Here is a 24,034-nt window from a genome sequence, read left to right as displayed (position 1 = left end):
TTGCGGACCCCTCACGCCCGCTCGTACCGTCCTGCGGTGACCAAGATCCAGGTAAATGGAGCCCTACTGGCGTACGACGAGGCCGGCAGCGGATCTCCGGTCGTCCTGCTGCACGCCGGGATCGCAGACCGCCGGATGTGGCGGGACCAGATCGCCCCGCTCGCGACCCGACACCGGGTGATCACCCTCGACCTGCGCGGCTACGGGGAGTCCGAACTGCCGCCGAGCGCGTTCGCCCACCACGACGACGTGGTCGGCCTGCTCGACGCCCTCGGACTGGCCGACGCGGCGCTGGTCGGCTGCTCCTTCGGCGGGGCGGTGGCGATCGACACCGCGCTCGCCCACCCGCACCGGGTGACCGCCCTCGCCCTGCTCGGTACCGCGGTGTCCGGCCACGAATGGTCGGAGCAGACGAACGATCTGTGGGAGGCCCTGGTCGGCGATGTCGACCCGGAGGATTTCGCCGCGACGGCCGCGGGTGAGGTGCGGTTCTGGGTGGTCGGCCCGGAACGCGAGCCCACCGACGTCGACCCTGAGCTGGTCGCCTTCGCCACCGCGATGGACGAACGCGCACTCGCCGCCGAGTTGGCGCTCAGCGCGGTGGACGTGGCCGAACTCGACCCGCCGGCCATCGGGCGGCTTTCCGAACTGACCATGCCCGTCCTGGTCGCGGCCGGCGCGCTGGACCTGCCCGACATCCGCCACCTGGCCGATCGCATCGCCGCCGAGGCACCACACGCAGTACGCCTACCCGACGTACCAAACGCCGCCCACCTACTCCCCCTGGAACACCCCACCCAGATCAACCCCGCCCTCCTCACCTTCCTCCCCTAACTCCCCACCCCCACCCGCCCCCGCACCACCCACCACCCACCCCACCCCAGCCCCGCGCGATCTTGCACTTTCGGTCGCCGATACGCCCCTTTCGGTGCGCTTTGCGGGGACGAAAAGTGCAAGATCGACCGGGCGGTGGGGGTGGGTGGGGTGGGTGGGGTGGGTGGAGCAGGGGTGGGGTGGGGTGGGGTTACCAGAGGGGGCGGGTGGCGCCTACGGGGAGGCCGCCGCCGAAGATCGGCACCTCGGCGAACTCCGCCAGCACCGGCGCGTCGACACCGAGCCGGCGCAGGGCCGAGACCAGGACCGGCATCCGGGCACGGCCGGCGCCGTCGTCGATCTTCAGCGCCACGGCGCCGACCCCGGGCAAGGCCACGGCGATGACACCCTCCGCGCCGATCTTCGCCAGCAGCCCGGGTACGCCACGCATCAGCCGGGTGTCGTCCGCCTGCGTACCGCCGACCACCTCCGGGTGGGCCCGCATCGCGTCGGCCACCAGACCCGCCCCGGTGTCACCTTCGGCCGCGACCAACCGCAGGTATGCCGTGGCCAGTCCGGTCAACGACGCGGACAGCACCGGAGCGCCGCAGCCGTCGACGCCGACGGCCACCGCCTCCTCGCCGGTGAACTCCGCCACCGTGTCGCGCAGCCGCAGTTGAAGGGGATGGTCGGTCCGCCAGTAGCCTTCCATCGGCCAGCCGGCGACACGGCAGGTCAACAGCATTCCGGCGTGCTTGCCGGAGCAGTTCATCTGGATCCGGGTCGGGCCGCCGCCGGCCCGCAGTACCGCCATCCGGGCGAGCTCGCCGGCCGGCAGGTCCGGCGGGCAGTGCAGGGCGTCCTCGCCGAGCCCGGCACCCGCGAGCAGCCCGGCGACCCTGGCCAGGTGGAACTCCTCCCCCGCGTGGCTGGCCGAGACGATGGCCAGGTCGGCGGGCTCGCTCAGGGACAGCCCGGTGCGCAGCATCCCGACCGTCTGCATCGGCTTGTTCGACGAGCGCGGGAAGATCGGCGAGGTGACGTCGCCCGCGACGGCCAGCGGCGCGCCGGCGCTGTCGAGCACCACCACCGAGCCGCGGTGTACGCCCTCCACGAAGCCGGACCGGACCACCTCGGCGAGCGGTACGCCGCCCTCGTACGTCTTTCCCACAACGTGGACGGTACCCAGGTGTCCGGCCGCTCTCACGCCGGGGTGAGCAGGGACTCCACCTCCGGGCGTAAAGAATGCCGGGCGACTCGCGCCTTACAGGCCGAGCAGCTCACGGGCCTCGACGGTGTTCAACGGTGGACGCTGCGCGAGTTGGGCGAAGCCGACCGCACGCGCGACCAGCTGCATGTTCGACTCCACCGGGCGGCCCTTCGCGTACGTGACCGTGTCCTCCATACCGACCCGCAGGTGACCGCCGGCGGAGAGCGCGGCCAGCAGCACCGGAAGGCTGGTACGGCCGATGCCGGTCGCCGAGAACGTGGTGCCCTCCGGCAGATCCCGGAGCATCTGCTGGGCCGCGACGAGCGTCGCTGTGGTTCCCGGCATGCCTCCCGGCACACCCATCACGAAGTCGACGTGGACGTGGCCGCCGTGCGGCAGGCCATACTTCCCCAACAGGCGTTGGAGGGCGCTGAGGTGGCCGAGATCGAAGATCTCGTACTCCGGCACGATGCCTCGCTCCTGCATCCGGGTGTGCAGGTCGACGACGAACTCCCAGCGGTTGAGGAAGACCTCGTCACCGAAGTTAACCGTACCCATGGTGCAGGAGGCCATGTCCGGCGCCGCGTCCAGCACGGCGAGCCGGTCGGCCTCCGGGTCGGTGACCGCGCCGCCGGTGGACAGCTGCACGATCAGATCGGTGCTCTCCCGCAGCGACGCCACGGTCGCCCGGAGCCGGCCCTTGTCCAGGGTCGGCCGCGCCTCGCCGTCGCGGATGTGCACGTGGATCACGGAGGCACCCAGCGCCTCGCACTCCTTCGCCGTGAGCAGCAGCTCGTCGAGGGTCACCGGCAGCGCCGGCACCTCGGCCTTCGCCGACTCCGCGCCGGTGGGGGCAACCGTGATCAACGTCCCTGTCGTCATGCCGGCGATCCTAGAGCGCCCGCTGCCACCAGCGGTGTCGGTGGGCAGCCGCACCAGGCGACCGCCGGCTCCGGGACACCGGCGCGGGTCGTGCCGTCGGGCGGCCGGGCCGGAAGATGGTGCCCGTCCGGCCAGCGGCTGCCCGATCCGGGAACACGCTCTACGCGGGGTCGATGGCGGCGGCGCTGTCGCCGACGCGGAGCGCGGCATCGTCGGGCACCGAGCGCTTGACCACCGCGAGCGCGACCTGGCCCAACTCGTGGTGCAGCACCGCCGTGCCGACGAAGCCGACCGTGCGGCCCTCCAGGGTCACCGGGGTACCGGCGACCGGCAGCTGGTCGGTGGACACCCCGTCGAGGTGCAGCAGGACCAGTCGGCGCGGCGGACGGCCCATGTTGTGCACCCGGGCGACCGTCTCCTGCCCCCGGTAGCAGCCCTTGTCCAGGTGCACGGCCGGGGCGATCAGGTTCACCTCGGCGGGGATCGTCCGGTGGTCGGTGTCGACGCCGACCCGGGCCCGCCGGGCGGCCACCCGCACCGCCTCGTACGCCCACAGCCCGACCGGGGGCACCCCGTTGTCGCGCAGCCGCGTGACAACCTGATCCATCGCGGGCCGGGGCACCAGCAGGTCCACCCCGAGCGGGCCGCGCCGGGCCCACCCGCCCTGCGGCAGCGGCTGCACGTCGTAACGGGCGGTCGGGCGGGGCGGCAGCTCACCGGACCGGAACTTCGGGCCGGGCAGCCCCACCACGTCCGGCTCGGCGAGCGGCGGCACGTCGAGCAGGGCCACCACCTCGGCGGCCTTCGGCCCGACCAGCGACAGCAGCGCGTGCTCGGCGGTGGCGTCGCGCGGGTCGACCTGGCTGAAGAACCGCATCTTCTCCAGGTACGTCAGCAGCCCCGCGGTCGCCCCCGGCTCGGTGTCGAGCCAGATGGTGTCACCGTCCTCAGCCACCATGGCGTGCTGTTCGACGTGGCCGTGCGGCGAGAGCACGAGGAGTTCGGTGCCCTGCCCGGGGCCCAACTCGGCCAGGTGCTGGGTGGTGAGGGTGTGCAGCCAGGAGATGCGCTCCGCACCCGGCACCGCGACGACGCCCCGGTGGGACCGGTCCACCAGGCCGACCTCGGTGTCCAACTGGCGCTGCTCGCGCATCGGGTCGCCGTAGTGCGCGGCCACGCCCCGCACCCCGGCTACGGCGTGCGCCGGCTCCGGCTGGTCCCGGCTGGCCTCGTCGATGCTCTCCACGGCCACCGCGCCCGCGATGTCGATCATGCCTGCTCCCCGTCTCCGCACCGCGCGCACAAGCCGAAGAAGGAGACGTGCCCGATGTCCACCCGGAAGCCCCGTTCCCCGGCCAGTTGGTCGGAGAGCGGACGCATCAGTTCCGGATCCATCTCGTCGATCGCGCCGCACTCGCGGCAGACCAGGTGCACGTGTTGGTCCTCACCGGCGGCGTGGTAGGTCGGCGACCCGTGCGAGAGGTGGGTGTGGGTGACCAGGCCGAGCCGCTCCAGCAGCTCCAGCGTGCGGTAGATGGTGGTGATGTTGACCCCGGCGGCGACCTCGCGTACGGCGGTGTGCACCTGCTCAGGGGTGGCGTGCCCCAGGTCCAGCACCGCCTGGAGGATCAGCTGTCGTTGCGCCGTCAGCCGCAGCCCACGGGCGCGGAGCAGTTCCGCGAGGGAGGATTCGGACACCCCCCGATCATAGTTCGGCCGGGCGCGTACCTCCCGGCACGACCGGCACCACACTATGCTCGGCCCCCGTGGTGACCTCGCGGATCGGCGTGCTGGGTCGCGGGCGGCTGCCGGCCGACGAGCCGGTGCTGCGCGCCGACGATCTCGGCGTACTGCGAGGTGACGGACTCTTCGAGACCATGCACCTACGCGACGGGCGAGCCTGGCTGCGCCAGGAGCACCTGGCCCGGCTGCGGATCGGCGCGGCCGCCGTGGAACTGACCCTGCCGGCGGACGCCGCCCTGGTCGAGCTGCTTGACCAGGTCGCCGCCGATTGGCCGGCCGAGGTGGAGGGCGCCCTGCGGCTGATCTGCACCCGGGGGCCGGAGAGCGGCGGCCCGCCCACCGTGTACGCCACCCTGTCGGAGGTCGCCCCCGCGGCCCGGCGGGCCCGGCACGACGGGGTACACGTGGCCACCCTCTCCCTGGGGGTGCCCGCCGAGGCCCGTCCGGAACTGGACTGGCTGCCGGTGGGCATCAAGTCCACGTCGTACGGGGCGAGCAGCGCCGCCCGGCGCTGGGCCGCCCGGGCCGGCGTGGACGACGTGCTGTGGATCTCCTCCGACGGGTACGCCCTGGAGGGACCGACCGCCAACCTCGTCTGGCTGGCCGGGGAGACGCTGTGCACGGTGCCCGCCGGACGCACCGGAATCCTGCCCGGCACCACCGTCGCCTGGCTGCTCGCCCACGCCGCCGACATCGGCTGCGGGGCCGCCGAACGCATGGTCACCCCGGCGGCTCTGCGCGAGGCCGACGGGGTGTGGCTCACCTCGTCGGTACGCGGCCTGGTCGCAGTGCGCACCCTCGACGGTGAGCCGCTGTCTCCCAGCCCGCTTACCCGGGCGTTGCAGGAGTTGCTCGGCTTTCCGCTGCCGTAGGCCGCGTTTCCTGAGGCCCGCCGGAGCTGGTGCGGGGTCCAGCACGTCCACCGGGCCCGGCCGAGGCCCCGGCGGGGCACACGAACGGGCCCGGTTCGAGGCGGATCAGCCGGCGACCCGGGTGAGGCGGGCGGACAGGTGCGGGGACAACGGCTGGCCGACGGCGGCCATGTCCTGCGCGTAGAGGAGGGCACCCTCGACGATGCCGAAGAGGCGGTGACCGGCGGTGACCTCCTTGGCGGTGGAGGTGCGCACGACCGCGTCGGTGACGAACTCCACCTGGGTGCCCTTGCGCCGGCCGATGTGCAGCTCCATCACCCCGGTGGGAGTGGTCAGCAGGGCCTCCAGCTCGTCGGTGGCCCGGTCACCGTCAAGCACCGGGCGCCACCAGCCGACCTCCCGGCCGGCCGGCCGCACCGGACGGCTCTGCGCGTCGAGGATCCACGCCCGCGACTCGTAGTGCAGGAACGGCCGCCCGTCGTGGCTGATCCGGATCTCCTGGGCGAAGTCGAAGTCCTCGATGGTGGGGTAGCCACCCCGCCCCCGACCTCGCCACACACCGATGTACGGCAGCAGGCCGTCGAGCGTGGGGTGCAGCTTCGGACCGACCCGCAGGTCGTGGCTCTCCTCGAAGGGGTACGCCTCCACCGGCGGCGCGTTCAGCCAGGGCGGCGGCGCCAACGGATTGTCGTCACTCCTCGCACTCACCGGACCACCTTCGTTCGCGACTGCGGGGCTCGCAAAACCGGCTCACTCCTCGCACTCACCGGACCACCTTCGTTCGCGACTGCGGGGCTCGCAAAACCGGCTCACTCCTCGCACTCACCGGATCACCACTTGCCTCTCGATATGCGTACCGCCAGGTAGACCAGGCCACCGGCGAGCGCGCCCAGGCCGGCGACCAGCAGGCTGACGAACCCGATCTCGGTGACCATCCGGGCCATCCTATGCTGGCAGGCATGGCCCGCACTCTCGTCGTCAAGGCCACCGCCGGCGCCGACGCACCGGAACGGTGCGCCCAGGCGTTCACCGTGGCGGCCACCGCAGCCGCCGCCGGGGTGCCCGTCTCACTCTGGCTGACCGGGGAGTCGACCTGGTTCGCGTTGCCCGGCCGGGCGCAGAACTTCGAACTGCCGCACTCGGCCCCGCTGGCCGAGTTGCTGCACGTGATCCTCGCCACCGGCACGGTGACGGCCTGTACCCAGTGCGCCGCTCGCCGGGACATCGACTCCGGTGACGTGATCCCCGGGGTACGGATCGCCGGGGCGGCCGTCTTCGTCGAGGAGACGATGGCCGAGGGCGCGCAGGCGCTCGTCTACTGACTCGCCGGACAGTGCCCGGGCAGGCTCGCCGGGTCCTGTCCGGGAAGGCGACGGAACCCGCCCGACAAGGCGGGCGAATGCCTACGATTCGGTTGTGACCGAGGCCACCCAGCAGTTCTTCGCGACCCTGCCGGCCCGCGCCCCGGAGGTGCTGCGTTCCCCGGTCGCGGGAACGCTGCGCATCGACCTGTCCGACGGGCACCGCACCGAGCACTGGCTGGTCCGGATGCGGCCGGGAGCCGCCGAGGTCAGCCAGGGCGCGGATCCGGGTGACGCCACCTGGTACTGCGGCGTGAATCTCTTCGACCGGCTGGTCACCGGACGCGCGCAGGCGATCTCCGCGGTGTTCCGCAACGAGAGCACCTTCCGCGGAGACCCGGTGCTCTTTCTCGCCTTCCGCCGATTCTTTCCGTCCGCACCCGGCACCCGCGACCCGCGCGAGGTCGCCCGCGAGCACGCCAGGTGGACCCGGTGAAGGAACTGGTCAGCATCCTTGACGGCAACACCTTCCTGGTCAGCGACCGCCGTGGGGACGTCGAGCCGTCGCTGGACTTCCCCACCGGGTTGTTCGCCTTCGACACCCGTTTCCTGTCCACCTGGCTACTGCTGATCGACGGTGAACGGCTGCACGCCCTCTCCATCGACGACACCGAGTCCCACCGGACCCGCTACTTCCTGGTGCCGGGCGAGCCGACCCACTTCCTGGACGCGAAGGTCTCGATAATCAGGAGTCGAGCGATCAGCGGCGACCTGTCCGAGGAACTGACCGTGCTCAACCACTCCGGGCAGGAGATGAGCTTCACCGTCCGGCTGGAGATTGCCGCCGACTTCGCGGACATCTTCGAGATCAAGGACACCCAGAGTAAAAAGGGGCACAACACCGCCGCGCCCGGCGAGAACTCGCTGCGGCTGACCTACCGGCGGGACGCGTTCCACCGCGAGACGACGATCGAGAGCAGCGCCGCCGCCCAGGTCGACCGCCGGGGCATGACCTTTCCGATCCGGATCGCGCCGCACGGCGAGTGGACCACCCGATTGACGGTCACCGTCACCATCTACGGTGCCCGCGGTCAGGACGTCCGCTCCCTGCTGCCCTTCGCGGGCAACCGGACGACCGCGGCGATCGAGGCGGAACACGCCGAGTTCGTCGCCCGGGCGCCCAAGCTGGGCTGCGACTGCGAACCGATGGCCGGGGCGTACCGCCGCAGCCTGAACGACCTGGCCGCACTGCGGTACGAGTCGATCGCGCTCGGCGTTCGCCTGATGGCCGCCGGCCTGCCGTGGTTCATGACGCTGTTCGGCCGGGACAGCATCTTCACCTCACTTCAGGTGCTGCCGTTCGTGCCGGAACTGATCCCACCGACGTTGACCATGCTGGCCGGGCTCCAGGGCCACCGGGTGGACGACTTCCGCGACGAGGAGCCGGGAAAGATCCTGCACGAGTTGCGCTACGGGGAGACGGCCGGCTTCGAGGAGCAGCCCCACTCGCCCTACTACGGCGCGGCCGACTCGAGCGCCCTGTTCGTGATCCTGCTCGACGAGTACGAGCGGTGGACCGGCGACGTCGAGTTGGTCAAACGCTTGGAGGCCTCGGTACGGGGCGCGCTGACCTGGATCGACACGTACGGGGACCTGCTCGGCACCGGGTACGTCTGGTACCAGACCCGCAACCCCAAGGCCGGCCTGGAGAACCAGTGCTGGAAGGACTCCTGGGACGCGATCTGCTACTCCGACGGCCGGCTGCCGAGCTTCCCCCGGGCGACCTGCGAGTTGCAGGGCTACGCCTACGACGCCAAGCTGCGCGGCGCCCGGCTGGCCCGCCTGTGCTGGAACGACCCGGTCTACGCCGACCGGCTGGAACGCGAGGCCGCCGAGTTGAAGGAACGCTTCAACCGGGACTTCTGGCTGCCGGACAAGGAGTACTACGCGCTCGCCCTGGACTCCGACGGCAGCCCGGTCGACGCGCTCAGTTCCAACATCGGACACCTGCTCTGGAGCGGCATCGTCGACGATTCCCGGGCCCAGCGGGTCGCCGAACATCTGCTCGGTCCCCGGCTCTTCTCCGGCTGGGGCGTCCGTACCCTCGCCGACGACCAGGGTCGCTACAACCCGATCGGCTACCACGTCGGCACCGTCTGGCCGTTCGACAATTCGATCATCGCGTGGGGTCTGTGGAAGTACGGTCTGCGGGAGGAGGCGGGTCGGATCTGCGAGTCGATGTTCGCGGCGTCCCGCTACTTCTTCGGCCGGCTCCCGGAGGCCTTCGCCGGCTACGAACGTGACCTGACCGACTACCCGGTGGAGTATCCGACCGCATGCAGCCCGCAGGCCTGGTCGGCGGGCACCCCGCTGCTGCTGCTGCGGGTGATGCTCGGGCTCGAACCGCAGGGCGAGCACCTGATCATCGACCCGTACGTGCCGGCCGGGATGGGCCGGGTGGAACTGTTGGACATCCCCGGTCGGTGGGGCCGGGTGGACGCGCTGGGCCGCAGCCGCGACGAGGGGCCGAGCCGACCGTCATGAGCGACAGCCTGCTTCGGCGGCGAGGTGGCGGGGCTCAGCCGGCGCAACCCGTCGTCGCGGAGACCACCACCTGTTCCGGCTGGAAGTCGGCCAGCACCGCGACGCCGTCGCGCCGGTAGGCGTACACCTGCGGGGTTTCCACCACCGGTGTGCCGCCGGCCAGCGGCGCGAGCGCGGCCTGCGGCGCCGTGGCCAGCTGATCGACGACGGAGCGGATCGTACGGGTCACGCCGCCGTCGGGGCAGGGGGCGCTCACCACCCACTCCGGGTCGCCGGCGCTGCCGTTCAGCGCGCGCACCGCCTCGGTCAGCGCGCCGAGCTCGGGGCCGCCCTGGGCGGACCCGGCGCTGTCGTAGTCGTCGCCCACCGGACGGCACCCGGTGTCGACGATGAACCGGATCCGGCCGTCGGTCGCCGGCCGCCCGGTCACGGTGACGAACTCGCCCGCGTCGCCGCGCAGGCGGGGACCGTCGGGGGTGAGCCGGACACCGGCCCGCCACCGCGCGGGCAGCCGGTCGGCGACCTGCTGCAGCAGAGCCTGCTCCTCGCCGGCCGGCGCGGCCAGATCGACCGCGCGGGTCAGCGTCGCGCCGTCGGCGAACGGGCTGATCCGGCAGCCCCGGTCGACCTCCGGTGGGACCAGCGCCGGCACACCGCCGCCAGCCGCCGCCACGATTTCACCGATCGCGCCATCGACCACCGGCCCGGCCTGCGTGAGGGTGCGTTGTTCCCGGACGGTCGGCGGATCTCCGTCCGACGAAATCCAGGTGAGGCCGGCCAGCAGCAGCGCCCAGACCGCCGTCACCGCGATCAGCCAGCGCGGCCACCGGGGGCCGGCGGCCGGTGGTCGGGGACCGGTCGGTGGGGGATACCCGGTGTGGACGGCGTTGCTCACCCGGCCATCGTGTCACGCCTGGTGCGACCGCCCGTCGGGACGCCCGTCGCCGGCCTCCGGCGGCACGCTCAGCCGGTAACCGACACCGCGTACGGTCTGCACCTGCGGCCCGTCGGGCAACGTCCGCAGCTTGCGACGCAGCCGCTTCACCGCTGAGTGCAGGATCGCGGTGTCGCCGAGGTAGGCGCCGCCCCAGACGGAGGCGAACAGCCGCTCGTAGCTCCACACCGTGACGGGTGGACTGACCAGGCGAGCCAACAGTTCCCGCTCGGTACGGGTCAGCCCCAGCGGCGCACCGCGCCAGGTGACCAGGTGACCTGCCCGGTCGACCATCAGGTCCCCCCAGGTCGCCGGACGGTCCGCGGGACGTTCGGCGGGCTCGTCGCCGGGCTCGCCCGGCTCCGCCGACGGGGCGGGGAACACCGCCCGCAGTTGGGCGAGGTCTGCGCAGATCACCACCGGCCCGACACCCTCCAGTCGCTGCACCACGCGCTGCCGGACGGTGGCGTCGGAGCTGACGCAGACCAGGATCGGAAACTCTGAACTGGACACGATGCCTCCCCCAAGGGCACCCCTGACCTGAGACTCCCACCGATCGCCAGTGACGGTCACCGATGGCGCCCAGTTTCAGCCTAACGGTCAGGATCGCGCCTCGTCACTGACCGAGTACTGACCGACGCCGTCCATTGATCACCGACGGTCGGGGCAAGAGCATGACTTTCAGCGGGCGGAGGCACCACCACCGGCCACCCACATCGCCCCGGCCGCTGCGCGCAGCCGCGTCGCGGCGCGCGGGTGTGCGGGCCCGAACGGATCGGGACCGACGACGTGGGGAGGAACCTTGTTCACACGACCATCCACCCGGTCGCCACGATGGCGGGCGGTGGCGGTGCTGACCGCTGCCGTGCTGGGCGTCACCGGCCAGCCCGCGCTCGCCGCGCCGGCCCAACCGCCGGTGGCGCACCGGGCCGCCGTCGACCCGGCGCTGCTCGACCAGCTCGGCACCACGTCGACCGCACCGTTCCTGGTCTATCTGGCCGACACCGCGCCGTTGGCGCAGGCCAGCCGGATGCGTGACCCCGACGCCCGGGCCGGTGAGGTGCACCGCCTGCTCACCACCACGGCCACCCGCACCCAACGCGACCTGCGTACGCTGCTCGACGAGCGCAAGGTGCCGCACACCGCGTACTGGATCGCCAACGCGGTGCGGGTCGAGGGCGACAAGGCACTGCTCGACGAGATCGCCCGCCGGCCCGAGGTGGCCCGGATCGAGCCGAGCCGCAGCTACCCGCTGGTCCGGCCCACCGCGACCGAGACCGCTCGGGCGCGTACCGCCGCCGTCGAATGGGGACTGACCAACATCGGCGCACCACGGGTGTGGGACGAGTTCGGTGCCCGCGGCGAAGGCGTCGTGGTGGCCAACATTGACAGTGGCGTGCGCTACGACCACGCCGCCCTCGTCGGCTCCTACCGGGGCAACCTCGGCGGTGGCAGCTTCGACCACGCGTACAACTGGTTCGACCCGGCCGGCGTGTGCGCCGGCACCGCGCCCTGCGACAACAACGACCACGGCACCCACACCATGGGCACCATGGTCGGTGACGACGGTGCGGGCAACCAGATCGGCGTCGCCCCCGGCGCGAAGTGGATCGCCGCCAAGGGCTGCGAGTCGGACGACTGCTCCGACGCCTCGCTGCTCGCCGCCGGTCAGTGGGTGCTCGCCCCCACCGACGCCAACGGCCAGAACCCCCGGCCGGACCTGCGGCCCGACATCGTGAACAACTCCTGGGGCGGTGACGGTGGTGACCCCTGGTACCAGCAGACCGTGACCGCCTGGCGGGCCGCCGGCATCTTCCCCGTCTTCTCCTCCGGTAACGACGGTCCGGCCTGTGGCAGCGCCGGCTCACCGGGTGACTACACCGACGCGTACGCCGTCGGCGCGTACGACGTGAACAACGTGATCGCCGGTTTCTCCGGGCGCGGCTCCGGAACCGACCCGCTGAAGCCGAACATCGCCGCCCCCGGCAGCAGCGTCCGGTCCAGCGTCCCCAGCGGCGGATACGCCTCGTTCAGCGGCACTTCGATGGCCGCGCCGCACGTGGCCGGCACGGTGGCACTGCTCTGGGCGGCCGCACCCGGACTGCGCGGGGACCTGGCCGCGACCGAGGAGTTGCTGGACCGGACGGCCCGCGATGTCGACGCCACCACCTGCGGCGGCACGCCGGCCGACAACAACGTCTTCGGGGAGGGACGGCTCGACGCGTACGCGGCGGTGCGGGACGCACCCCGTGGACCGGTCGGCCGGGTCACCGGGGTGGTCACCGACTCCGGTGACGACGACCCGCTGTCCGGCGCGACGGTGACCGACGGCACCCGCAGCACCACCACCGACACCGACGGCCGGTACGCGCTCACCCTGCCGGCCGGCGAGATCACGCTCTCGGTCAGCGCCTTCGGCTACGCCGACGAGTCGGCGACCGTCACGGTGCCCGACGGTGGCACCGTCACCCGGGACTTCGCCCTGCTGGCCACCCCGGCGGTCACGGTGAGTGGAAAGGTCACCGACGGTTCCGGCCACGGCTGGCCGCTGTACGCCAAGATCGAGGTGGCGGGTCGGCCCGGCGATCCCGTCTTCACCGACCCGGTGACCGGCCGCTATTCCGTCACCCTGCCCGGCAACACCTCGTACCGGATGACCGTGACCGCCCGGTACCCGGGCTACCGCACCATCATCCGTGAGGTGGCGGTGGGCGGCGACGCCACCAAGGTCAATGTGGCGGTACCCGTCGACGCCGCCTGCACCGCCGCCGGCTACACGGCACAGTTCGGCACGCCGCTGCTCACCGAGAGCTTCGACGGCACGAGCGCGCCGCCCGGCTGGCGGGTGGAGAACCGCACGGACTCCGGCGGCTGGGTCTTTGACGATCCCCGCTCCCGGGGCAACCTCACCGGCGGCACCGGCGGCTTCGCCATCATCGACAGCGACGCCCTCGGCTCCGGCAACACGCAGGACACCGACCTGATCGCCCCACCGGTCGACCTGTCCGCGACGGCCGCACCGGTGCTGCGGTTCCGCAGCGACTGGCGGGCCGTCGGCATCAGCGACACCGCCGACATCGACGTTTCCACCGACGGCGGGGCCAACTGGACCAACGTCTGGCACCAGACCGCCAGCCGGCGTGGCCCTCGGGTCGAGGAGGTACCGCTCGACCCGGCCGCGAACGCCGCGTCCGCGTTGGTCCGCTTCCGGTTCAAGGGCACCTTCGCCTGGTGGTGGCAGGTGGACGACGTGGAGGTGGTAAACCGCGAGTGCTCGCCCGTGCCCGGCGGGCTGGTGGTCGGCACCACCACCGACCGCAACACCGGTGACCCGCTCAACGGCGTGACGGTGGCCAGCGACCATCGCCCCGAGGACCGGGCGGTCTCGGCGGCCACGCCCGAGGACCCGGCCGAGCCGGACGGCTTCTACTGGCTCTTCTCCGGGCTCACCGGCACCCACCCGTTCACCGCCGACCGCACCCCGTACACGCCGGTCACCAAGGAGGTGGCGGTCACCGCCGACCGGGTCAAGCGGGCGAACTTCGCCCTCGCGGCCGGCCGACTGACGGTCAGTCCGACGTCGATCGAGTCGCATCAGCCGTACGGCAGCAACCGCACCACCCGGGTGACGGTTCGCAACACCGGTACCGCGCCGGCCAGCATCGACCTGCTGGAACGCGCCGGCCAGTTCGAACTGCTCAGGCGTGACGGCGCGCCGCTGCGGCAGCAGAAGATGAAGGGGATCAGCAAGGCCCGCACCGGCACCGCGTACGGCGGAGCGACACCGCAGGCCGCCACCGCCGAGGACGAGGCGTGGAGCGAGATCGCCAAACTGCCGGCGTCGATCTACGACAACGCCGCCGCCTGGCTGGACGGGAAGATCTATTCGGTCGGTGGTGGCGGTGGCACCGGCACCGAGCGCAAGGCATGGGTGTACGACCCCGCGCCGGGCGCCTGGACCGCCCTGCCCGACCTGCCGACGGTGCGCTCCAAGCCCGCTGCGGCGGCGGTCGACGGCAAGCTCTACGTGATCGGCGGCTGGGGCGCTGACGACGCCACCGTCGCCACGGTCGACGTGTTCGACCCGGCCAGCGGCACGTGGAGCACCCTGCCGGGGGCGACCAACCCGGACCCGGTCGCGGCGGCCGGCTCGGCAGTGGTCGGCGGGAAGGTGTACCTGGTGGGCGGCTGCGCCGACGCCACCTGCACCGACAGCGACGGACTGGTGGTGTTCGACCCGGCGACCGGCTCGTTCAGCACCGGTGCCGCCTATCCACACCCGGTGTCGTGGTTGGCCTGCGGCGGGATCGGCGCCTCGGTCTACTGTGCCGGCGGCACGGGCAGCACCGAGTACACCGACGCCTACCGGTACGACCCCGCTGCCGACAGCTGGAGTCCGCTGCCGGAGCTGCCGCTGGAGCTGTGGGGCTCGCAGTACGCGGCAGCCGGCGGGCTGCTGGTGCTGGCCGGCGGGGTGACCGACGGATCGACGGCGGTCACCAACCGTACGGTCGGCTTCGACCCGGTCACCGGGGCCTGGCGTGACCTGCCCAACGCCCAGTTCAGCCGGTACCGGGGGGCCGCCACCTGCGGCGCGTACAAGATCGGCGGGTCGCCCAGCTCCTTCGTGGGCAGCGCGGACAGCGAGCGGCTCGGTGGCCTGGAACTTTGCGCAGCCGAGGCCGATCTGCCCTGGCTGGACAGTTCCCCGGCCAGCTTCACCCTCGCACCGGGCGAGTCGAGGACGGTGACCGTCACCCTGACGGCCACCGAGGCGGCGGGCGTCGCCCAACCCGGTCGGTACGCGGGCGAACTCGCCATCGCCTCCGACAGCCCCTACCCGGTCACGCCGGTCTCGGTGGAGATGAACGTGTCGCCGCCGGCCAGCTGGGGCAAGATCCGGGGCACCGTCACCGGCACCACCTGCGGTGGCGTCACGGTCGGTATCCCGGCGACGGTACGGGTGAACCTGATCTCGGCCGGCACCGGAACCACCCTGACGGCCGACGGCAACGGCCGTTACGCCTGGTGGCTGCCGAAGGGCCGCTACGAGGTGATCGTGGCCAAGGACGGCTGGGTGCCGCAGGTGCAGCGCCACCGCATCGAGGCGGGCATCGTCGGCACGCTCGACTTCGCCCTGGAGCCCGCCTCCACCTGCACCAGAGCCACCGGAATCTGACCCCACCCGCACAGCGGGGCGCCGACCCTCACGGGCCGGCGCCCCGCCCGGGGCTCCCCCGCCGGGGCGCCCCGCGAAGGACGCCCCGCGAAGGGACGCCCCGCAGTTTCGGGGATGTTGCTGCATCCGCCTGTGGACCTGTGGTCGAGGCAGCAACATCAGCGAAGTTGCACGGCGCGGTGGTCGGTGCACGGCGCGTGGCCCGCATTCCTCCTCGGGAGGAGTGCGGGCCACGGGACCGATCAGAGCGTGTCAGTCGGTGACGGTGACGGCCACCTCGTTGATGCCGCGACCGGCGGTCACGGTGGTGTCTCCGTTGCCCTGGCGGGAGAGCGCCCGCAACGTCCAGGCACCCGGCGCGGCGAAGAAGCGGAACTGACCGGCCGGCGAGGTCACCACCTCGGCGGTGAACTCACCGGTCGAGTCGAGCAGGCGGACGTACGCGCCCGGCACCGCCTCGCCCTCCGCGGAGCGGACCACACCGGTGATGACGGTCTCCCGCTCCAGGTCGAGGCCGGCAGGCAGCGGGGCGGCCTGATCGGGGGCCGCGCAGCCGGCGGCGGTGCTCGCTGCGGTCGGTGCGGTCATCTCAGGCCTCCCCCGGCTCGTCGCCGAGCGCCACCGGCACACCGACCAGCGAGCCGTACTCGGTCCACGATCCGTCGTAGTTCTTCACGTTGCGGTGGCCGAGCAGTTCCTGGAGCACGAACCAGGTGTGCGAGGAGCGCTCGCCGATGCGGCAGTAGGCGATGGTCTCCTTGCTGTCGTCCAGCCCGGCCTCGCCGTAGATCTTGCGCAGCGCGTCGTCGGACTTGAAGGTGCCGTCCTCGTTGGCCGCCTTCGACCACGGCACGCTGATCGCGGTCGGGATGTGGCCGCCGCGCTGCGCCTGCTCCTGCGGCAGGTGGGCGGGGGCGAGCAGGCGGCCGGCGTACTCGTCGGGGCTCCGCACGTCGACCAGGTTCTTGGTGCCGATCGCGTCGACCACCTCGTCGCGGAAGGCCCGGATGCTGGTGTCCGGCTCGCTGGCGACGTACTGCGTGGCCGGGCGGGTCACCGTGTCGTTGACCAGCGGACGGGCGTCCAGCTCCCACTTCTTGCGACCACCGTCGAGCAGCTTGACGGCGCGGTGGCCGTAGAGCTTGAAGTACCAGTACGCGTACGCGGCGAACCAGTTGTTGTTGCCGCCGTAGAGGATGACGGTGTCGTCGTTGCTGATGCCCCGCTCGGACAGCAGCGCCTCGAACTGGGTCTTGTTGACGAAGTCCCGGCGGACCGGGTCCTGGAGGTCGTTCTTCCAGTCCAACTTGATGGCACCGGCGATGTGGCCGGAGTCGTAGGCCGAGGTGTCCTCGTCGACTTCGACGAAGACGACGCCCGGGGCGTCGAGGTTCTTCTCGGCCCACTCGGCCGAGACGAGTGCGGTGTCGCGACTCATCAGATCACTCCCTGGTGAGGATGGATGGTGAGCCAGCGCGCGGAGATCGTGGAATGTGAAGGTGTCGCACCACGCGCGGGACCCATAGCTCGGAACGGATCACGGGTTCGTGCGACGGCGCCGCTGCCGGGCGTCCGGTGGGGTGCACCGGGAACGAGGTACGCGTGCCCTGAGTGCCTTGGCCGCTAGGCGGCCCGAGACAGCCCCGCCGTCAGATGACGGGGCGACACAGGCAGGTGGCCACGCGGCACAGGTCGACCGCGCGCCGTTTGGTGAGGAGCGTCCCCATGAGCAGGGAGCCTACCAGCGATCCCAGATATCTCTACCGGGCCGACCAGCATCCGGGACGCCGAGCCGGTGGTCAGCCGACCGAGTTGATCGGCACGTCCCGTGCGTCCGCGGTCACCGTCAGCCCCTGCGGCTGCGGCCGGACCTCGCGAACGGTGAGCTGGAACGGCAACTCCGGCAGCGGCACGTCGACCGAGATGCTGCGCGCGAAGTTGTTCACCAGGATGCGGGCCAACGGCACGTTCGGCAGCCCTTCGGCGTCCAGGTCGTCGAACTTCAGCGACACCTGTCCCTGCTCACCGACGACGATGTCGGCGGTGCCGGTGACGGTCAGCCGCTGGCCGAGGATGTCCACCGGCGCGGTGACGGCGAGTTGCCCGTCCCGCTCGCCGAGGGTCAGCCCCTCCCGGTCCAGCAGGGCCGACAGGCTCTGGTAGCTGATGGTGCCGGTGCCGTTTACCGTCTCGGCCACGACCTCACCCTGACCGGTGCGCAGGGTGTCCAGCGAGGCCCGCACGTTCCGGGCGTCGACGTCCAGACTGGGCAGCGCGACCGCGTCGCCCTGCACCGAGGCCTGCACGTCCCGCAAGATGATCGAGATGCGCTCGTACCGGCCGTCGAGCACCTGGGTGAGGAACGGGAAACCGCCCACCTCGACCTCGGGTGGCGCGGATTGCGCCCCCTGCTCGGCGACCTGCTGGCGCACCTCGTCGGCGATGGTGCGCTCGGCCACGCTCGCCGCCACCCGGTCGGCGATGGCGATCAGTCCGGCGAGCACGAGCAGCAGGACGACGAACCCGATCAGTACCTTGCGTCCACGTCGCCGCGGCCGCCGTTCGTACGTCTGCTCCTGCTCCACGCCGCCTCCTGTCTCGTCGTGCCTCGATGCCGCAAGCGGTGGACCGGTGGTACCCGTGGTCCGGACTTCTCAATCGCGCGGCCGGACGGCCGCGACGTTGCCGGTGGTCAGAGCACCAGCCGGCACATCAGGTACGCGGCTGGCGCCGCCATCGCGAAACCACCGAGTGGCCCCTGGACGTGCCGTACGGCCCAGACCGACGGCATTTCCCCGGCCATCAGCCGGCCCGCCTCCGCGTAGCTGACGGCGAGGTCGGCCAGCACGGCGACGACGGCCGCCACCAGGCCGATGATCGCGGCCCGGGTAGGGGTGAACGGAGTGACCAGGTAACCACCGAGAAGCGCGCTGATCAGCGTGCCGACCATGGCGCCGCCGACCACCCCCGCCGCTCCCCTGGGCACCTGGGGCGCCAGCCGCGGCCAGGCCGCGACGGCGTCGGTCACCCGGGCGACGGTGAGCGCCACGCCGGCCGCGGTCAGGCAGACGGCGATCGCCTGGGTGCCGGCCGGAATCCGGCTGAGCACGATGAGCGTGGCGAACGCGACCACTCCGAACACGGTGGTGGCGGTGGTCCGCAGCGAGTCGGTCACCCGGACCCGGTCCACCCGTCGGACCAGTTGACCGAGCACCGCGGCGAGCACCCCGCCGACCGCGATGTAGAGCAGCGGGGCCAACCGGGCCTCGGCCGACCGTACGGCCACCACGTCGGCCGCCACCGCGGTCACCGCGCCGACCCCGAGGACGACCGCCAGTGCCGGTGGCCGGGTGACCATGGTCCAGACGAGCACGAACAGCACCTGCCCGGCGAGCACCACGAGGGTGAAGGGCAGCCGGTGCCCGGGGCTGGACGTCTGCGCGGCAACGACCAGGCCGAGACCGAGCAGCGCGGCGAAGCCGCCGATGGCGAGGGAGAGCTGCCGGCGTACCTCGACCGGTGGTTCCGCCTCCTCCTCGTCGTCGGCGTCCGCCTCGTCGTCGACCCGGCGAGCCGAACCGCCGCGGCGCAGGCGGCGCGGGCCACGCGAGGGCCGCTCGTCGGTCTCCACGGCCGGACCGGTGCGCGGCGCCGAGCCTCCCGGGGCGGACGGATCCTCGGCCCACGGGTCACGGCCGGTCTCGGGCGAGTTGGAGGGAAACACCCACCGATCGTGCCAGACCAACCTCACATCGCGGATGCCAGCGTTTCCGCGACGTTAAAACCTGGGCCGCGATCAGGGGCAGATGGGGCAAAGAGGAAACCGCGCCAGGGTCGTACGCGAGCAATCGGTTACGCTCAACGGCGAAACCCGCCCGTCAGCGACGCCGGGACCCACGGAAGTTCCCAGCGCCACACCCCGCAGGAGTGCCGCTGGTCGCGCGCGGCCTGTCTTGGGCCGCCGGGACGGAGGTGATCGTGGAGATCCTGCTGTTGGTGACCGCACGGGCAGGCGAACCATCCGCAGTGCTACCGGCACTGGACCTGCTGCCGCACTCGGTCCGCACCGCACCCCGCGATGTCCGCACCCTGGTCGCCGGCCCGAGCCCGGACGCCGTGCTGGTCGACGCCCGCTCCGAGTTGAGCGAGGCCCGGGCCACCTGCCGGATGCTGCACGCCACCGGGCTCGGCGTACCGCTGGTCGCGGTGGTCACCGAGGCCGGCTTGATCGCACTGAACGCCGACTGGGGCGTCGACGACGTCATCCTCGCCTCCGCCGGCCCGGCCGAGGTGGAGGCCCGGCTGCGGCTCGCGGTCGGCAGGCTGAGCAACGCGACCGCCGGTGCCGGTGGTTCCATCCGGGCCGGCGAGCTGATGATCGATCCGGACACTTACGCGGCGAAGCTCAAGGGCCGCCCGCTCGACCTCACCTACAAGGAGTTCGAGCTGCTGAAGTTCCTCGCCCAGCACCCGGGGCGGGTGTTCACCCGCGACCAACTGCTGCGCGAGGTGTGGGGTTACGACTACTTCGGCGGCACCCGGACGGTCGACGTGCACGTGCGTCGCCTGCGAGCCAAGCTCGGCTCCGAGTACGAGTCGATGATCGGCACCGTCCGGCAGGTGGGTTACAAGTTCGTGGTGCCGTCGTCGCGGAACCTGCCGGAGGCCGCCGAGCACGCGCCGCTGCCGATGCGAGCACTCACCGTCGAAGGCTAAATTTCCTATATGCCCTTTTTGGTCGACTGGTGCGTCTTATGGTGACTGCCAGTTGACCAGCGGGGGGCATTGGTGGGCGGTTACCAGATGGGGGCGGCGCGGGCCGTCGGGATCATCACGCTCGTGGTGACGGCGGTCCTCGGATCGGCGTACCTGCTCGGACGAAGCCTGGTACCGGACGCGTCGCGGAACGACACCGCCGTCACCGCGACCGGTGCCGACCACCCCGAGTACGCGGACCAGTCGGCTGCCATCGACGCCGAGCCCGACACCACCCGTACGCCCGCTGCCGGGCCGAGCGGGTCGCAGCGCACCGACGAGCAGGAGCAGGACCCGACCGTCGGCCCGATGGGTACCCGGGTGAGCACCGGCACCGCCGCTGTCGCGCTCACCTTCGACGACGGACCGCACCCCGACTACACCCCTCAGGTCCTCGCGATCCTGCGGGAATACCACGTCACGGCCACCTTCTGCGTGGTCGGCAAGAACGCCCAGGCGTACCCCTGGCTCGTCGAGCAGATCGTCGCCGAGGGACACACCCTCTGCAACCACAGCTGGGACCATGACGTCGCCCTGGGCGCCCGGTCGTCCGAGTGGATCCGCGCCGACCTGATGCGGACCAGCGAGGCGATCCGCGCCGCCGTTCCCGACGCGCCGATCGCCTGGTACCGGCAGCCCGGCGGTGCCTGGACCTACTCGGTCATCTCCGTCTCCCGCGACCTCGGCATGGCACCGCTGCACTGGAACCTGGACCCCTCCGACTGGCGGGCGCCGGGCGCGACCCGGATCGCCGCCTCCGTGGTCAACGGGGTGCGGCCCGGCTCGATCGTCCTGCTGCACGATGCGGGCGGCGACCGCCAGGGCACCGTCGACTCGTTGTACCGGATCCTGCCCGAACTGGCCGGCCGGTTCGAAGTTCAGGCGTTGCCACCGCGCGGTCTGTGACGGGGGTACCAACCGTCCCTCCGGGCGGCGTACCCGGGGTGCGGTTACGGTGATGCGATGAGCAGCACCCAGTCGGGCATCGACCAGGTCAGCCGCGTCGACCGGCTCGACCCGGCGGAGATCACCGAAGTGCTGGCGCTCGCCCGCACGGCCGGTGACGCCGACGGGGCGGACCCGATGGACGAGCACGTGCTGCTCCGCCTGCGCGACGAGCACGCTGCGGCGAGCCACCTGGTGGCCCGCTCCGCCGACGGCACGCTCACCGGGTACGCGCACCTCGACACGACCGACCCGGACCGCGGCGTCGGCGTGGAGCTGACGGTGCACCCGGCGTACCGGCGGCGGGGCACCGGACGGGCGCTGGTCCGGGGGGTGCTGGCCAACGCCGCCGGGCCACTGCGGGCGTGGGCGCACGGCGACCACCCCTCGGCCGCTGCCCTCGCGGTCGACCTCGGATTCCACCGCGCCCGGGTGCTCTGGCAGCTGCGTCGACCGCTCGTCGCCCCGCTTACCGAACCGCGCCTGCCCGACGGGGTCACGCTGCGCGCATTCCGCCCCGGCAGCGACGACGAAGCCTGGTTGACGCTCAACGCGCGAGCCTTCGCCGACCATCCGGAGCAGGGCCGGTGGACCGCCGAGGACCTGCGGGTACGCCTGGCCGAACCGTGGTTCGACCCGGCCGGTTTCCTGCTCGCCGTCGAGTCGGCGACCGGCCGGCTGCTCGGCTTCCACTGGACCAAGGTGCACGAGCGACCCGGCTCCGCCCGCATCGGTGAGGTGTACGTGCTCGGGGTGGAGCCCGCCGCGCACGGCGGCGGGCTGGGCCGGGCCCTGACCACGGCCGGGCTGGCGTACCTGCGCGACCGACGCGGGCTGGACCGGGTGATGCTCTACGTCGACGAGTCGAACACCGGCGCGGTGGCGCTCTACGAGCGGCTCGGCTTCGCCCGCTGGTCCGCCCACGTCAACTACCAGCTCGGCTGATCCGTCGGGGTCAGGGCAGGTAGAACCGGGGCCGGTCGGGGTCGGACAGATCGAGCCGGGGCGTGATCGGGGTGACCGCGTCGCGGTCCGCCGCCGCCGCTGCCACCGCGGCGAGATCGGGGCAGGCGGCCAGCTCGCCGAGGGTGACCAGGGTTGGCGGGAGCATGGTCAGCGCACCGGCCGCGGCCCGCCTGCCCGCCTCGACGGGCCGGATCCACAGCGTGTGGTCGGCCTCACCGGAGACGTCGCGGGTCCGCTGTCCCTCGGGCAACAGCGCCACGAAGAAGTACGTGTCGAACCGCCGCGGCTCGAATTCCGGGGTCACCCAGCGGCTCCACGGCAGCAGCAGGTCCGACCGGAGGGTGAGCCCGCGCCCGGCGAGCAGGTCGGCGAACCCGGTTCGCCGCTGTTCCAGGTCGGCCCGGGCGGCCTCCCAGGCGTCGTCGCTGACGTCGCCGACGACCCGCGTCGCGTCCGGCCCGGCGAGCAGCACCCCCGCCTCCTCGAAGACCTCGCGGGCCGCCGCGCAGACCACCGCCTGCGCCGCGGCCGGGGCCAGCCCGAGGCGTACCCCCCAGTCCGTCGGTGTCGGGCCGGCCCAGTCCAGGTGCGTCGTGGAGTCCGAGGGATCCACGCCACCACCCGGAAAGGCGTACATGCCACCGAACGTCATCGCCGCGACCCGGCGGATCAGGTAGACCTCGAAGCCGTCGTCGGCCGGGCGGAGCAACAGCACGGTGGCGGCCACCCTGGGCACCGCCGGTACCGCACCGGAGGCCCGGAACCGGCGGGCGTGCTCCACCAGCGCGGGCGGCGCCGGGAAGCCACGGTCGATCGTCATGCGCCGAGACTAGTCCCGACCCGTGGATGCCCAGTACAGCCCTCTGCTGATCTTCGGTAGCGTCGCGCCATGACTCGTTGGGGCATCCTGGCCACCGGCCACATCGCCGCCCGCTTCGCCGAGGATCTCCGGCTGGTGCCGGGGGCCGAGCTTGTCGCGGTCGGTTCCCGCACCGCCGAGACCGCGGAACGCTTCGCGGAACGGCACGGCGCACCACGGGCGTACGGCTCCTGGGCGGAACTGGCCGCAGACGCCGACGTCGACGTGATCTACGTCGCCACGCCGCACGCCGCCCACCACGAGGCGGCCCTGACCTGCCTCACCGCCGGCCGGCCGGTGCTGGTGGAGAAGCCGTTCACCCTCGACCTGGCCACCAGCACCGAACTCATCGACACCGCCCGCGCCGCCGGGGTCTTCCTCATGGAGGCGATGTGGATGCGGTGCAACCCGCTCATCCAGCGGGTCTGCCAGCTGATCGCCGACGGCGCGATCGGCACGTTGACCGGGGTCCGGGCCGACTTCGGCGTCGCCGGCCCCTTCCCGCCCGAACACCGGATGCGCGCCCGGGCGCTGGGCGGCGGCGCCCTGCTGGATCTCGGTGTCTACCCGATCAGCCTGGCCCACCTGCTGCTCGGCACGCCGCAGCACGTACGGTCCTGGGCGAAGCTGGGTCCGGAGGGCACGGACGAGAACACCGGCCTGGTCTTCGGCTACGACTCCGGTGCCGTGGCCACGTTGAGCTGCGGCATGGTGGGAGCCACCGGGCTCACCGCCTCGATCACCGGCAGCACCGGGCGGATCGATCTGCCCGAGCCGTTCTTCCGGCCCGACGGGTTCACCCTGTACCGGGCCGACACGGAGCCGGAGACGATCACCGAGGAGCTGGTCGGCTCGGGCTACCAGCACGAGGCCATCGAGGTGCAGCGGTGCCTGGCCGAGGGGCTGACCGAGAGCCCGTTGGTACCGCACTCGGCCACCCTGGAGATCATGGGCCTGCTGGACGACATCCGCGCCCAGATCGGCGTCTCCTACATCTGAACGGCCGGTCGACGGGCCCCTGGGACGTCCCA

Annotated in this window: 24 protein-coding genes; 10 read left to right on the top strand and 14 right to left on the bottom strand. The window is 72.3% G+C overall.

Annotated elements, in window-relative coordinates; all coding sequences use genetic code 11:
* Positions 1–36 precede the first annotated feature (36 nt).
* Positions 37–834: an alpha/beta hydrolase gene (locus AB0J93_RS04745; RefSeq protein ID WP_363918177.1), complete on the top strand. Its 798-nt coding sequence runs from the start codon at positions 37–39 to the stop codon at positions 832–834.
* A 190-nt stretch (positions 835–1,024) separates the two neighbouring features.
* Here AB0J93_RS04745 and AB0J93_RS04740 read toward each other — a convergent pair whose 3' ends face one another.
* The 4 genes from AB0J93_RS04740 to AB0J93_RS04725 form a co-directional block, all read right to left on the bottom strand.
* Entirely contained in the window at positions 1,025–1,984 is a 960-nt protein-coding gene (locus AB0J93_RS04740; RefSeq protein ID WP_363918175.1) for an asparaginase, read from the bottom strand.
* 93 nt (positions 1,985–2,077) lie between these two features.
* The gene (locus AB0J93_RS04735; protein WP_363918173.1) at positions 2,078–2,905 is read right to left on the bottom strand and encodes a 3-keto-5-aminohexanoate cleavage protein; all 828 of its coding nucleotides are present in this window, start codon (positions 2,903–2,905) and stop codon (positions 2,078–2,080) included.
* A gap of 160 nt (positions 2,906–3,065) precedes the next feature.
* A complete protein-coding gene (locus AB0J93_RS04730) occupies positions 3,066–4,178 on the bottom strand; it encodes a folate-binding protein (protein ID WP_363918171.1) in 1,113 nt (370 codons plus the stop codon).
* Entirely contained in the window at positions 4,175–4,603 is a 429-nt protein-coding gene (locus AB0J93_RS04725) for a Fur family transcriptional regulator (protein ID WP_363918169.1), read from the bottom strand. The genes AB0J93_RS04730 and AB0J93_RS04725 overlap by 4 nt, the downstream gene beginning before the upstream one ends.
* A 68-nt stretch (positions 4,604–4,671) precedes the next feature.
* Between AB0J93_RS04725 and AB0J93_RS04720 the strand changes: the two genes are divergently transcribed.
* Positions 4,672–5,520 carry an aminotransferase class IV gene (locus AB0J93_RS04720; protein ID WP_363918167.1) on the top strand — a complete coding sequence of 283 codons (849 nt, stop codon included), beginning with the start codon at positions 4,672–4,674 and terminating at the stop codon, positions 5,518–5,520.
* Between the two features lie 105 nt (positions 5,521–5,625).
* Here AB0J93_RS04720 and AB0J93_RS04715 read toward each other — a convergent pair whose 3' ends face one another.
* Complete coding sequence (locus tag AB0J93_RS04715) at positions 5,626–6,228, bottom strand: FABP family protein (protein ID WP_363918165.1); 603 nt, start codon at positions 6,226–6,228, stop codon at positions 5,626–5,628.
* A gap of 122 nt (positions 6,229–6,350) precedes the next feature.
* Positions 6,351–6,455, bottom strand: a complete 105-nt coding sequence (mtfM, locus tag AB0J93_RS04710) for a small membrane protein MtfM (protein ID WP_046570768.1) — start codon at positions 6,453–6,455, stop codon at positions 6,351–6,353.
* Positions 6,456–6,467: 12 nt separating this feature from the next.
* Between mtfM and AB0J93_RS04705 the strand changes: the two genes are divergently transcribed.
* From AB0J93_RS04705 to AB0J93_RS04695, 3 genes are all read left to right on the top strand, one after another.
* Positions 6,468–6,842 (top strand): DsrE family protein, encoded by a 375-nt coding sequence (locus AB0J93_RS04705; protein ID WP_210824810.1) that lies wholly within the window; start codon positions 6,468–6,470, stop codon positions 6,840–6,842.
* Positions 6,843–6,936: 94 nt separating this feature from the next.
* Positions 6,937–7,317 carry an SCP2 sterol-binding domain-containing protein gene (locus AB0J93_RS04700; RefSeq protein WP_363918162.1) on the top strand — a complete coding sequence of 127 codons (381 nt, stop codon included), beginning with the start codon at positions 6,937–6,939 and terminating at the stop codon, positions 7,315–7,317.
* Positions 7,314–9,365, top strand: a complete 2,052-nt coding sequence (locus AB0J93_RS04695; RefSeq protein WP_363918160.1) for a glycogen debranching N-terminal domain-containing protein — start codon at positions 7,314–7,316, stop codon at positions 9,363–9,365. Before AB0J93_RS04700 ends, AB0J93_RS04695 begins: the two co-directional genes overlap by 4 nt.
* 34 nt (positions 9,366–9,399) lie before the next feature.
* On the opposite strand, the gene AB0J93_RS04690 is transcribed toward AB0J93_RS04695, so the two are convergent.
* Together AB0J93_RS04690 and AB0J93_RS04685 are read right to left on the bottom strand one after the other, a co-directional pair.
* Positions 9,400–10,260 carry a hypothetical protein gene (locus AB0J93_RS04690; protein ID WP_363918158.1) on the bottom strand — a complete coding sequence of 287 codons (861 nt, stop codon included), beginning with the start codon at positions 10,258–10,260 and terminating at the stop codon, positions 9,400–9,402.
* A gap of 12 nt (positions 10,261–10,272) precedes the next feature.
* Positions 10,273–10,812 carry a winged helix-turn-helix domain-containing protein gene (locus AB0J93_RS04685; RefSeq protein ID WP_363918156.1) on the bottom strand — a complete coding sequence of 180 codons (540 nt, stop codon included), beginning with the start codon at positions 10,810–10,812 and terminating at the stop codon, positions 10,273–10,275.
* A gap of 289 nt (positions 10,813–11,101) precedes the next feature.
* On the opposite strand from AB0J93_RS04685, the gene AB0J93_RS04680 reads away from it, so the two are divergent.
* The gene (locus AB0J93_RS04680) at positions 11,102–15,478 is read left to right on the top strand and encodes a S8 family serine peptidase (protein WP_363918154.1); all 4,377 of its coding nucleotides are present in this window, start codon (positions 11,102–11,104) and stop codon (positions 15,476–15,478) included.
* Between the two features lie 252 nt (positions 15,479–15,730).
* Here AB0J93_RS04680 and AB0J93_RS04675 read toward each other — a convergent pair whose 3' ends face one another.
* From AB0J93_RS04675 to AB0J93_RS04655, 5 genes are all read right to left on the bottom strand, one after another.
* Positions 15,731–16,066 (bottom strand): DUF1416 domain-containing protein, encoded by a 336-nt coding sequence (locus tag AB0J93_RS04675; RefSeq protein WP_357584044.1) that lies wholly within the window; start codon positions 16,064–16,066, stop codon positions 15,731–15,733.
* Position 16,067: 1 nt separating this feature from the next.
* Positions 16,068–16,916, bottom strand: coding sequence for a sulfurtransferase (locus AB0J93_RS04670; protein ID WP_363918152.1), 849 nt, complete (start codon positions 16,914–16,916; stop codon positions 16,068–16,070).
* Positions 16,917–17,127: 211 nt separating this feature from the next.
* Positions 17,128–17,205, bottom strand: a complete 78-nt coding sequence (locus tag AB0J93_RS04665) for an Ms5788A family Cys-rich leader peptide (protein WP_311202345.1) — start codon at positions 17,203–17,205, stop codon at positions 17,128–17,130.
* 72 nt (positions 17,206–17,277) lie between these two features.
* Positions 17,278–18,063, bottom strand: coding sequence for a DUF2993 domain-containing protein (locus AB0J93_RS04660; protein WP_363918150.1), 786 nt, complete (start codon positions 18,061–18,063; stop codon positions 17,278–17,280).
* Positions 18,064–18,170: 107 nt separating this feature from the next.
* On the bottom strand, positions 18,171–19,202 hold the full coding sequence (locus AB0J93_RS04655) for a hypothetical protein (protein ID WP_363918148.1): 1,032 nt from the start codon (positions 19,200–19,202) through the stop codon (positions 18,171–18,173).
* Between the two features lie 248 nt (positions 19,203–19,450).
* Between AB0J93_RS04655 and AB0J93_RS04650 the strand changes: the two genes are divergently transcribed.
* From AB0J93_RS04650 to mshD, 3 genes are all read left to right on the top strand, one after another.
* Complete coding sequence (locus AB0J93_RS04650; protein WP_363918560.1) at positions 19,451–20,194, top strand: response regulator transcription factor; 744 nt, start codon at positions 19,451–19,453, stop codon at positions 20,192–20,194.
* Positions 20,195–20,281: 87 nt separating this feature from the next.
* On the top strand, positions 20,282–21,139 hold the full coding sequence (locus AB0J93_RS04645; protein WP_363918558.1) for a polysaccharide deacetylase family protein: 858 nt from the start codon (positions 20,282–20,284) through the stop codon (positions 21,137–21,139).
* Positions 21,140–21,196: 57 nt separating this feature from the next.
* The gene (gene mshD / locus AB0J93_RS04640; protein ID WP_363918146.1) at positions 21,197–22,123 is read left to right on the top strand and encodes a mycothiol synthase; all 927 of its coding nucleotides are present in this window, start codon (positions 21,197–21,199) and stop codon (positions 22,121–22,123) included.
* A gap of 10 nt (positions 22,124–22,133) precedes the next feature.
* Here the strand turns inward: mshD and AB0J93_RS04635 are convergent, their stop codons facing one another.
* The gene (locus tag AB0J93_RS04635) at positions 22,134–22,964 is read right to left on the bottom strand and encodes an NUDIX hydrolase (protein WP_363918144.1); all 831 of its coding nucleotides are present in this window, start codon (positions 22,962–22,964) and stop codon (positions 22,134–22,136) included.
* A 69-nt stretch (positions 22,965–23,033) separates the two neighbouring features.
* Between AB0J93_RS04635 and AB0J93_RS04630 the strand changes: the two genes are divergently transcribed.
* Positions 23,034–24,002 carry a Gfo/Idh/MocA family oxidoreductase gene (locus AB0J93_RS04630; RefSeq protein ID WP_363918142.1) on the top strand — a complete coding sequence of 323 codons (969 nt, stop codon included), beginning with the start codon at positions 23,034–23,036 and terminating at the stop codon, positions 24,000–24,002.
* The last annotated feature ends 32 nt before the right edge of the window (positions 24,003–24,034 follow it).

This window comes from Micromonospora sp. NPDC049374, assembly GCF_040677165.1.
Taxonomy (GTDB): Bacteria; Actinomycetota; Actinomycetes; order Mycobacteriales; family Micromonosporaceae; genus Micromonospora.
The sequence above is the reverse complement of the archived record's forward strand: the minus strand, read 5'-3'. Positions and strand labels throughout refer to the sequence as shown.

Bases quoted from the DNA above. Each gene is read 5' to 3' on its own strand.
- AB0J93_RS04670 (WP_363918152.1), bottom strand. From the start codon at position 16,916: ATGAGTCGCGACACCGCACTCGTCTCGGCCGAGTGGGCCGAGAAGAAC.
- AB0J93_RS04665 (WP_311202345.1), bottom strand. From the start codon at position 17,205: ATGGGGACGCTCCTCACCAAACGGCGCGCGGTCGACCTGTGCCGCGTG.
- mshD (WP_363918146.1), top strand. From the start codon at position 21,197: ATGAGCAGCACCCAGTCGGGCATCGACCAGGTCAGCCGCGTCGACCGG.
- AB0J93_RS04645 (WP_363918558.1), top strand. From the start codon at position 20,282: ATGGGGGCGGCGCGGGCCGTCGGGATCATCACGCTCGTGGTGACGGCG.
- AB0J93_RS04635 (WP_363918144.1), bottom strand. From the start codon at position 22,964: ATGACGATCGACCGTGGCTTCCCGGCGCCGCCCGCGCTGGTGGAGCAC.
- AB0J93_RS04675 (WP_357584044.1), bottom strand. From the start codon at position 16,066: ATGACCGCACCGACCGCAGCGAGCACCGCCGCCGGCTGCGCGGCCCCC.
- AB0J93_RS04730 (WP_363918171.1), bottom strand. From the start codon at position 4,178: ATGATCGACATCGCGGGCGCGGTGGCCGTGGAGAGCATCGACGAGGCC.
- AB0J93_RS04705 (WP_210824810.1), top strand. From the start codon at position 6,468: ATGCTGGCAGGCATGGCCCGCACTCTCGTCGTCAAGGCCACCGCCGGC.
- AB0J93_RS04735 (WP_363918173.1), bottom strand. From the start codon at position 2,905: ATGACGACAGGGACGTTGATCACGGTTGCCCCCACCGGCGCGGAGTCG.
- AB0J93_RS04630 (WP_363918142.1), top strand. From the start codon at position 23,034: ATGACTCGTTGGGGCATCCTGGCCACCGGCCACATCGCCGCCCGCTTC.
- mtfM (WP_046570768.1), bottom strand. From the start codon at position 6,455: ATGGTCACCGAGATCGGGTTCGTCAGCCTGCTGGTCGCCGGCCTGGGC.